An 8,691-nucleotide genomic window follows, 5' to 3' on the forward strand; every position below is an offset into this window, starting at 1 on the left:
CCACCGTGCGCATCACCAACATGCGCAAGCCGGAGCCCGTGGCTCCGCCCCACGGCGACGAGGACGCGGACGAGCGCATGTTCCCGGAAGAGGGCTCCGCCGAAGGCTGTGCCTCCGGCGAGTGCATCCCCGTCGCGGAGCCCGCCGCCCCGGAACCGGAGCCGCCGGAACCCGAGCCACCGCCCGCGATGGCGCCCGTCGCCACCAGCCGCGACAACCCCAACCGCTCCCTGCCCGAGCGCTGGCGCGCCGCCGTGGAGACCGTGAAGTCCACGTCCGTGCGCCATGGCACGGCGCTCGCCAACGGCCGCCTCCAGTCCATGAAGGCGGGCGAAATCGTCCTGGGCTTCCCGCCCTCCGCCGCCTTCCACAAGGCCGCCGTGGTGTCACCCGGGGGCAAGGCCACCGTGGACGCGGCGCTCGCGTCGCACTTCGGCCGGGCCGTGAAGCTCACCATCATGGACGTGCCCCAGACGCAGGACGCCCTCCCGGGCGGCATGGGGCTGAGCCTCTCCGAGGTGGACACCCAGACCCGCAACACCCACGAGAAGAGCACCGAGGGCAAGGTGCGCTCCCACGCGTCCGTGCGGGCCATCCTCAAGATGCTGGGCGGCGAAATCGAGCACATCCAGGTCTATGAGCCCGAGCGGCCACCGGCCAACCTCCCGGACGTCCCTGCTGCTCCTGACGACTGACAACGCCGCGCGGCCCCGCTAGGGTGCGCGGCAACGTCCCTGCTCCGAGCGGCGCCATGGCGGCCCCGCGCTCCCACGACCGGGGACCGAGGAAGCACATGCCCGGCATCGACCTGAACTACTTCATCCGGCAGGCGAACAAGCTCACCGAGAAGATCGAGGAGCGGAAGAAGCAGCTGGCGGAAGAGACCGTCGAGGCGAAGTCCGGCGAGGGCCTCGTGACGGTCGTCGCCAACTGCGTGCAGGAGATCCGCAGCATCAAGATCGACAAGAGCGCCATCGACCCCAACGACCCGGGGATGCTCGAGGACCTCGTCACCGCCGCCGTGAACGCTGCCCTGGCGAACAGCCGTCAGCACATGAACGCCGAGCTGGCGAAGATCTCCGGCGGCGTGAAGATCCCCGGCATTAATTAAAGACGGATGACCCCCGATCCGCTGAATCGCCTGGTCGCCCAGCTCGCGAAGCTGCCGGGCATTGGTGAGAAGACCGCCCAGCGCCTCGCGTTCCACATCCTGCGGGCGCCGGGCGAGTTCGCCGTCGACCTCTCGCAGGCCATCCGCGAGGTGAAGGAGAAGGTGCACCTGTGCGTGCGCTGTTTCTCCCTCACCGACTCGGAGCTGTGCGGCTTCTGTCGCGACAACCGCCGCGACGAGCGCGCCCTGTGCGTGGTGGAGACCTACTCCGACCTGATGGCGCTGGAGCGCACCCGCGAGTTCAAGGGCCGCTACCACGTGCTGCACGGCGTGCTGTCCCCGCTGGAAGGCGTGGGCCCGGAGCAGCTGCGCATCAAGGAGCTGCTGCACCGCCTCAACGACAGCCGGGTGGAGGAGATCATCCTCGCCACCAACCCGGACATCGAGGGTGAAGCCACCGCGCTCTACCTCACGCGCCTGCTCAAGCCGATGGGCCTGCGGGTGACGCGCATCGCCCAGGGCCTGCCCATGGGCGGCGACCTGGAGTTCGCGGACCAGGCCACGCTCGCCAAGGCGCTGTCCGCCCGCCGCGACCTGTGACGACGCAGGCTACTGCGTCACCTTCCATGAGAACGGCATCAACACCGTGACCTCCTGGTCGCGGTGCACCGGGAAGCGCAGGCTCTGGGCCTGCGACTCCAGGCAGCGGCCCACCGCCGTGGACGCCAGCGGCCCGCGCGTGCCCGCGCGCACCTTGCCGGACGACACGATGGTGAGCTCCACCTGCACCTCGCCCGAGGCCGCCGGCAGGTCGGACTTGTAGCGCTCGAAGCAGCCCGTGATTTTCGAGCGGCCGCCGGACACCACGCGCTGGATGTCATCGATGCCCAGCGACACGGGCTCCTTCGCCGCTGGCTTCTTCGTCACCTTGCGGTGGGGCGTGTCCTCCGCCCCGTCGTCCACATGGGGCGAATCCGTCACGGACGTCGCCACCGCGTCACCGCCCGGCGTGCCGTCCTGCACGGTGCCCTGAATGTCTCCGGGCGCGGTGCCTTCAGGCCCCTGGGCTGGAGTCCCCTGCCCCTGCGTGCCCTGAGCCGCGACCGCGGGAGCCTGCGCGCCCGGAGTCCCATTCGCCACGGGCACGACGGCCTGCTGCACCGGAGGCGGAGTCGGAACGTTCGCCGGGGTGCCACCGGGCCGCGCGACGACGAACGCCACTCCCGCGGCCACCAGGCCCAGGCCACCCACCACACCCATGAGCCAGCGCCGGGACGCGGGCTTCGCCACAGGCGCGCTCGGCACGACCTCCGGCTCGGGCGCCTGCGCCTGCACGGGGGCCGCCTTGTTCTGCGCCGTCAGCGCCCTCACGCCCGTGCTGCTCGGACGGGACACCTGCGGCCCGTACGCGTTCGTCCCAGCGCCGGAGACGGGCGAAGCAATCGCCGCGAACTCCGGGTCCGTCGGCCGCGCGGCGGTGAGCGTGGCCAGCGTGGGGATGCGCGTCTTCTCCGTGACGCGCTCCTCGCCGAAGTGGTTGCGCAGGAACGTGCCCAGCGTCGGGGCGCTCGCGGCGCCGCCCTGGAACTCCGCCGCGAAGCGCTCCAGCGCATCCGCGAACTCTTCCGACGTCGCGTACCGGTCCTCCGGCTTGAACGCCATGGCCTTGAGGATGATGGCCTCCAGGCCCTCCGGCAGGTCCGCCCTCAGCGCGCGCGGCTTCTCGAACTCGCCCTGCAGGAGCGCGTTGAGCACCGCCAGGTCGTTCTCACGGGAGAAGGGCCGCACGTGCGTGACGGCCTCGTAGAGGCTGACCCCCAGGGAGAAGACGTCCGCGCGGTGGTCGACCTCCTTCCCCTGCGCCTGCTCCGGCGCCATGTAGATGTACTTGCCCTTCACCACGCCCGTGCGCGTCTGGACCAGGCGCGACTCGGCCTTGGCGATGCCGAAGTCCAGCACCTTCACCTGACCCTGGTACGTCACGTACAGGTTGGACGGCGACACGTCCCGGTGCACCACGTGCAGCGGCTGGCCCTGCTCGTTGGTGAAGGTGTGCGCGAAGTGCAGGCCTCGCGCCGCGTCGATGAGCACCCGCATCACCACCGGCAGCGGCACGTACTGGCGGCGCCGGCCCGCGAGCCGCAGCGTCGTGGAGAAGTCCTCGCCCGCGAGGTACTCCATGCAGATGTAGTAGCAGCCGTCCGTGAAGCCCAGCTCGTGGATCTGCACGATGTGCGGATGCGACAGCTTCGCCGCCAGCCGTGCCTCGTCGCGGAACATCTCCACGAAGTCGGGGATGGCCGACAGCGTCGGCAGCATCCGCTTGAGCACCACGTTGCGCTCGAAGCCGTCCGCGCCCAGCAGCTTGGCGAGGAAGATCTCCGCCATGCCACCCTCGGCCAGCTTGCGCACGAGCACGTACTGCCCGTAGGGCTGCAGAAGCGTGGCGGGGGATGCGCCGGCGGGATCCGGAATGGGAACGTGGGTCTGTGCCATCCCTCAAGGTCCTCGCGGTTTCAGGGTGCGCACCGTGAGTACGTCCGGGGCACCGGGACGCGTCATCTTAAACACCAGCAGGGGGGGCATTCCCATGGGGGCCACCCATGTATCGAAGCGGTGCTTGGCGTCCAAGGGCACGTCCCGTCCGTTGATGGACAGGCGGGCATTCACGGGCGCCACGCCTGAGGCCCGCACCTTCTCCGCCGCCGGCACACCCTGGCGCGGGCTGTCCACCACCAGCCCCACCACCGAGTTGTCATAGACGAGCTCCAGCTTGTTCATCCGCCCGCCCTTGAGGGGCGCGCCCGCCTGCGACAGCGGCGTGACGGACCACAGGTAGCTGCCCTCGCCCAACTGTCCCGCATCCAGCGCCGCGCGCGGCTCCGACACCGTGCGCTGCACCACCGGCGTCGCCAGCGAGCCCGCCTTGTACACCGCCACGCGATAGCTACGGGCCTGCGGTTCCTCGCCGTAGGTGAACGTCACCGCCGGAGGCTTGTCCTGGTAGAAGATGGTCGTCTTCTCCGGCCCCTCCGGCACCACGTTGCGCACGCGCGCCAGCGAGCTGGTGGGGGACTCCGGCGCGAAGCGGATGCTGCCCGCCGCCACCTGCGTGCCGTCCTCCTTGCGTGCCCGCCAGTACAGCGTGCCCTTCGCCAGCGCGGACACGTTGACGGAGGCGCGGTGCACGCGCCCCCAGAGCACCGGGCGCTTGAAGGCCGCGTCCTGCGCCGCCTCCACCACCGCGTCGCCCTCGCCCTCCCAGGTGAGCGCCACCTCCGAAAGCCCCCGATGGAAGACCTCCGTGCCGTCGCCCGGGCCCACCGCGACCACCGCCTCCTCCAGCGGCTCCACCTTCGCGTTGCCGTCCGTGCCCACCGTGGCGCGCTCGCCCGCGCGCAGCGCCTGCCGCGCCTCGCCCCGCCGCAGCGTCACGTCGCCCGTGTGCGCCGCCACCTGCATGCCTGCGTCGGTGCGGCGGATCTCCAGCCTCGCGCCTCCGCCGGACTCCACCGTCATCCCCGGCAGCACCACGCGGCTCTCGCGTCCCATGGCGAGCTGCACGGCCAGCAGGCCCTGGAGCAGGTTGACGCGCGCCTCATCGACGGTGCCCTGCTGTCCCGCGCTCTCCAGCACCGCCTCCGCGCCTGGAGCGAGCGTCAGCACCGTGCCGCTGTCCTTGAGGGACAGCACCGCCTCGCCGCCCTTCGTCCGCACGCCGTCGCCAAAGGCCAGCACCTCGCCCTCGCGGCGCACCTTGCGCCAGCGGCCCGTGTCCTTCGCCTTCACCTCCGCGACGCCCGAGGTCGCGCGCACCGTCACCGGGATGGGCGCCAGCTCCACGACGCGCGGGGCCGCGGGGGTCACCTGCGCGCGCTCGCGGGTCAGGTCCACCGCGTCGCCCTGCGCGGCGCGCAGCGTCTTGCCGTCCTTGGAGACCAGCTCGATGGCGCCCAGCTTCACCTCCACCCGCGCCGAGTCCTCCGCCACCGCGACCTTCACCTCCGACGGATCCGGCCCCACGCGCGTGAGGCCGAAGGGGGTGAGGATGTTCAACGTCACCTTGGAGCCCGCGCTGTCGGCCTTCCCTCCCGCTGGCACGCGCGACAACACGATGCCGCGCTCCACCTTCATCACGATGCCCGTCGCGTCCGAGCCCACCGCGAACCGGCCCTCGCTGCCCACCTCCACCGTCCGGTCGCCCGGGAAGCGCACCGTCGCGGATCCGCTCTCACCGGTCTCCACCGCGTCGCCCGCGAGCAGGGGCCCTTCCACCGCCGGGCCCACCTTGCCGCCGCGCTCCAGGCGCACGTCGCCGGACAGCCCTTCCAGGCGGCCGATGGTAACGACGGCCCCCGCGTCCACCTCCACCACTGGCGGAGGTTTCGGCGCCTCCTCGCGTTCACACCCCGAGCAGCCGGAGAGGAGGACGAGCAGCGACAGCGCCAGGATGCGGACAGGACTCACTGAAACCTCGACGACGACGGACGGGCGCGTCGCGGCACTGCCGCGCGACTCACCGGCCCCTCGGGAACAGATCAACGTTGAGAATCGCCTGCTCGCCTTCGCGCACGGTGACCATCTTCGTCTGGGTCCGGTGCCCGGGCGCGGACAGGGTGATGCGGTACGTGCCGCCGCGGACGCGCGCGGTGAAGGTGCCGCTCTTGTCCGTGCGCGTGCGCACCTTGGCCTGGGAAATCGTCACCGTCGCCACCAGCGGCTGGCCGCTGCGAGCACTTCGCACCTGGCCCACCAGCGTGGCCTGCTCGCCCTTGCGCTCCTGCGACAGCACCACCACCAGCTCCGACGTCTGCCCCGCCACCACCACCGCGGCTTCTTCCGTGGGGCGGAAGCCCGGCGCGGACATCGCAATGGCCACGGGCCCCGGCTCCAGCCCCTCCAGCAGCACCTCGCCGGCCTTGTCCGTGCGCAGCTGCGCGGTGCCCGAAACCACCTGCACGTCCGGAACCGGCGCGCTGTTCTTGCCCTGCACCACCTTCAGCTTGAGGGAACCCGTCTTCGGCGCCTTCTTGCTCAGGCGGAGCTGGACCGGCGCGCTCTCCGTCGCATCACCGCTGACGGTGGCGACCGCCGTCGCGTCCTCATAGCCGTCCACGCTCGCCTGCGCGGACTGCGCGCCTTCGGGGAGCAGCACCCTCAGCTGTCCCTGCGCGTCCGCGACCAGCTCCTCGCTCGTGCCCGGCGTCTTCAAGGAGGGCACTCGCACGTGCGCCCCCGGAAGCGGCGCGCCCGTCTCCGCGTCCACCACGCTCAGCGCGACGAAGGACTGGCGCGGGCCCACGGGCCCGGACGTCCGGCCCACACTGCCCAGTGCCACCTCGAAGCCCAGGCCAATGCGGCGCATCCGCTGCTCGGAGCGCAGGCCGCTGTCCTCCAGCTCCATCGTGTCGTGCACCTGCTGCACGTCCAGGAGCACGCGCCCCGTCCAGCCGTCCCGGTGCACCACCGGATACGAGAGCGCCGCGCCCACCACATAGCCGGACGACGACGCCTTCAGCCCGTCCGCCGCGTGCGCGGAGAGCGTCAGCGGCACCTCGCCTCGCGCCTCCAACTGAAGCCGCGCCGGCAGCGCCACCAGCACCCGGCCTGAAATCAGCGCCGCGTGCCGCACGCCCCGCTGCAACACCGGCGCGTAGGTGAACCCGCCGAACAGCGGCAGCTGCGCGAAGCCATAGCCCGCGCCCAGCTCCAGCCGCACCGGCCCCAGCGACAGGCGCCCGCGAGGCCCCAGCGAGCCGCGCACCAGGCTGCCGCCCGTCACGCGCGACGACGCGTCCCGCAGCTCGAAGGCCTCGCGCTGGAGATCCACCTGGCCCCCCAGGTACTCGCCCGCCCAGCCCATCAACGTCAGCGCCACGTCGTTCGGCGTCAGACCGCCGTAGGTGAGCCCGGGCCCTACATCCACCTGCTCACCCTGGCGGGAGGACAGCCCGTAGCGAAGGCGCAGCGAGGCGCGCTCGGACTCGGGGGCCTGCGCATGGGCGGCCCCGGTACAGGCGAGCGCCAGGACGAGGACGACGAGGCGGGGGAGGATGTCGGTGAGGGGGCTCGGGCGGCGCAAGGCCCGGGAGAGTATAGAGAAGAGGGGCAGGTGTCCCAACCCGCGAACCCGTCATTCCTTCAAGAAGCGGCGCGGATCACGGCTGGCTTCTTGCTGGAGTGGAACTGCTTTGCTAAGCATGACGGCGGTCGGTAGCGCCTCGTCTAACCTCCGGGATTCACTCCAGAAACATCGGAGCGCCGCCGTGCGCGGGGCGAGCGAACGCTGAGGAGCGCATACGCCCATGGGCACGCAACTGGTGATGTACGAAGAGGAGTTCACCAAGATCAACGCCGTTTGCGACCGGCTCACCAAGGACGCGAACGCGAAGGTGGTCTTCCTCGTCGACAAGAACGGCCAGCTCATCTCCTCGGCCGGCCAGACGCAGAACATCGACACCACGTCGCTCGCGTCGCTGACGGCCGGCAACGTGGCCGCCATGGGCGGACTCGCGAAGCTCATTGGGGAGAACGAGTTCCCCAACCAGTTCCATGAAGGGGCGAAGGACAGCCTCTACATGACCATCGTGGGCAGCCGCGTGGTGCTGGTCGTCATCTTCGACAACCGCACGAGCCTGGGTCTGGTGCGCCTGCGCATCAAGAAGGCCAGCGACGAGCTGACGAAGATCTTCGAAAGCCTCGTGAAGAAGACCGACAGCCCCGGAGCCGGTTCGCCGTTCGCCGAGATCTCCGACGACGATATCGACAACCTCTTCAGCGAGTAACCCGGGAAGCCATGTCCTTCATCAATTACTCATCCCGCGAAATCAACTGCAAGATTGTCTATTACGGGCCGGGCCTCTGCGGGAAGACGACCAACCTTCAGTACATCTACAACAAGACCGCGGCGGACACGAAGGGCAAGCTCATCTCCCTCTCCACGGAGACGGACCGCACGCTCTTCTTCGACTTCCTCCCGCTGTCGCTCGGTGAGATCCGCGGCTTCAAGACGCGCTTCCACCTCTACACGGTGCCTGGCCAGGTGTTCTACGACGCCAGCCGCAAGCTCATCCTCAAGGGCGTGGACGGCGTGGTGTTCGTCGCCGACAGCCAGATTGAGCGCATGGAAGCCAACATGGAGTCGTTGGAGAACCTGCGCATCAACCTGGCGGAGCAGGGCTACGACCTGAACAAGATTCCGTACGTCGTGCAGTACAACAAGCGCGACCTGCCCAACGCGGTGACCGTGGAGGAGATGCGCAAGGCGCTCAACCCGCGGAACATCCCGGAGTACCAGGCCGTGGCGCCCACGGGCGTGGGCGTGTTCGACACGCTCAAGGCCGTGGCCAAGCTGGTCCTCACCGAGCTGCGCAAGGGCGGTTGACAGTCCGCCTGCTTCCCCGCCCGGCGGGCTGGCCCCCACCGGGCAGCCCCCGGCAAAGGGTGGTATGACCTCGTGCCGTCGGGCAGAGCCGCCTTCCGAGGTCGTACCGTGCGCGTCGCATCCGCCACCTTCCGTCTTCTTGCGCTCCTGAGCGCTGGCCTGTCCGGGCCGGTGTTCGCGCAAGGTGCGTCCCCCT

The 8,691-nt window shown here is 70.3% G+C and carries 7 protein-coding genes and 1 pseudogene; 5 read left to right on the forward strand and 3 right to left on the reverse strand.

All coding sequences use genetic code 11. The features are described 5' to 3' along the window. From D7V80_RS38765 to recR, 3 genes and pseudogenes are all read left to right on the forward strand, one after another. Positions 1-695 (forward strand): annotated as a pseudogene (locus D7V80_RS38765) (DNA polymerase III subunit gamma/tau); the annotation flags it as partial. Between the two features lie 98 nt (positions 696-793). After that, positions 794-1,111, forward strand: coding sequence for a YbaB/EbfC family nucleoid-associated protein (locus D7V80_RS38770; protein WP_014394799.1), 318 nt, complete (start codon positions 794-796; stop codon positions 1,109-1,111). Positions 1,112-1,117: 6 nt separating this feature from the next. Beyond that, entirely contained in the window at positions 1,118-1,711 is a 594-nt protein-coding gene (gene recR / locus D7V80_RS38775; protein WP_014394798.1) for a recombination mediator RecR, read from the forward strand. Positions 1,712-1,720: 9 nt separating this feature from the next. Here the strand turns inward: recR and D7V80_RS38780 are convergent, their stop codons facing one another. The 3 genes from D7V80_RS38780 to D7V80_RS38790 are packed head-to-tail and all read right to left on the reverse strand — an operon-like array spanning position 1,721 to position 7,193. Next, the gene (locus D7V80_RS38780) at positions 1,721-3,607 is read right to left on the reverse strand and encodes a protein kinase (RefSeq protein ID WP_120592838.1); all 1,887 of its coding nucleotides are present in this window, start codon (positions 3,605-3,607) and stop codon (positions 1,721-1,723) included. A 3-nt stretch (positions 3,608-3,610) separates the two neighbouring features. After that, positions 3,611-5,578: a hypothetical protein gene (locus D7V80_RS38785; protein WP_120592839.1), complete on the reverse strand. Its 1,968-nt coding sequence runs from the start codon at positions 5,576-5,578 to the stop codon at positions 3,611-3,613. A gap of 49 nt (positions 5,579-5,627) precedes the next feature. Further along, positions 5,628-7,193 carry a carboxypeptidase regulatory-like domain-containing protein gene (locus tag D7V80_RS38790; RefSeq protein WP_120592840.1) on the reverse strand — a complete coding sequence of 522 codons (1,566 nt, stop codon included), beginning with the start codon at positions 7,191-7,193 and terminating at the stop codon, positions 5,628-5,630. Between the two features lie 223 nt (positions 7,194-7,416). On the opposite strand from D7V80_RS38790, the gene mglB reads away from it, so the two are divergent. Next, positions 7,417-7,896, forward strand: coding sequence for a gliding-motility regulator GTPase-activating protein MglB (gene mglB, locus D7V80_RS38795; RefSeq protein ID WP_002637270.1), 480 nt, complete (start codon positions 7,417-7,419; stop codon positions 7,894-7,896). 11 nt (positions 7,897-7,907) lie between these two features. Further along, complete coding sequence (gene mglA / locus D7V80_RS38800; protein WP_014394794.1) at positions 7,908-8,495, forward strand: gliding-motility regulator Ras-like GTPase MglA; 588 nt, start codon at positions 7,908-7,910, stop codon at positions 8,493-8,495. The last annotated feature ends 196 nt before the right edge of the window (positions 8,496-8,691 follow it).

Source organism: Corallococcus sp. CA054B (genome assembly GCF_003611625.1).
Lineage (GTDB): Bacteria > Myxococcota > Myxococcia > Myxococcales > Myxococcaceae > Corallococcus > Corallococcus coralloides.

Coding starts and splice junctions, on each gene's coding strand:
- mglB (WP_002637270.1), top strand. CDS start 7,417: ATGGGCACGCAACTGGTGATGTACGAAGAGGAGTTCACCAAGATCAAC.
- D7V80_RS38780 (WP_120592838.1), bottom strand. CDS start 3,607: ATGGCACAGACCCACGTTCCCATTCCGGATCCCGCCGGCGCATCCCCC.
- D7V80_RS38770 (WP_014394799.1), top strand. CDS start 794: ATGCCCGGCATCGACCTGAACTACTTCATCCGGCAGGCGAACAAGCTC.
- mglA (WP_014394794.1), top strand. CDS start 7,908: ATGTCCTTCATCAATTACTCATCCCGCGAAATCAACTGCAAGATTGTC.
- recR (WP_014394798.1), top strand. CDS start 1,118: ATGACCCCCGATCCGCTGAATCGCCTGGTCGCCCAGCTCGCGAAGCTG.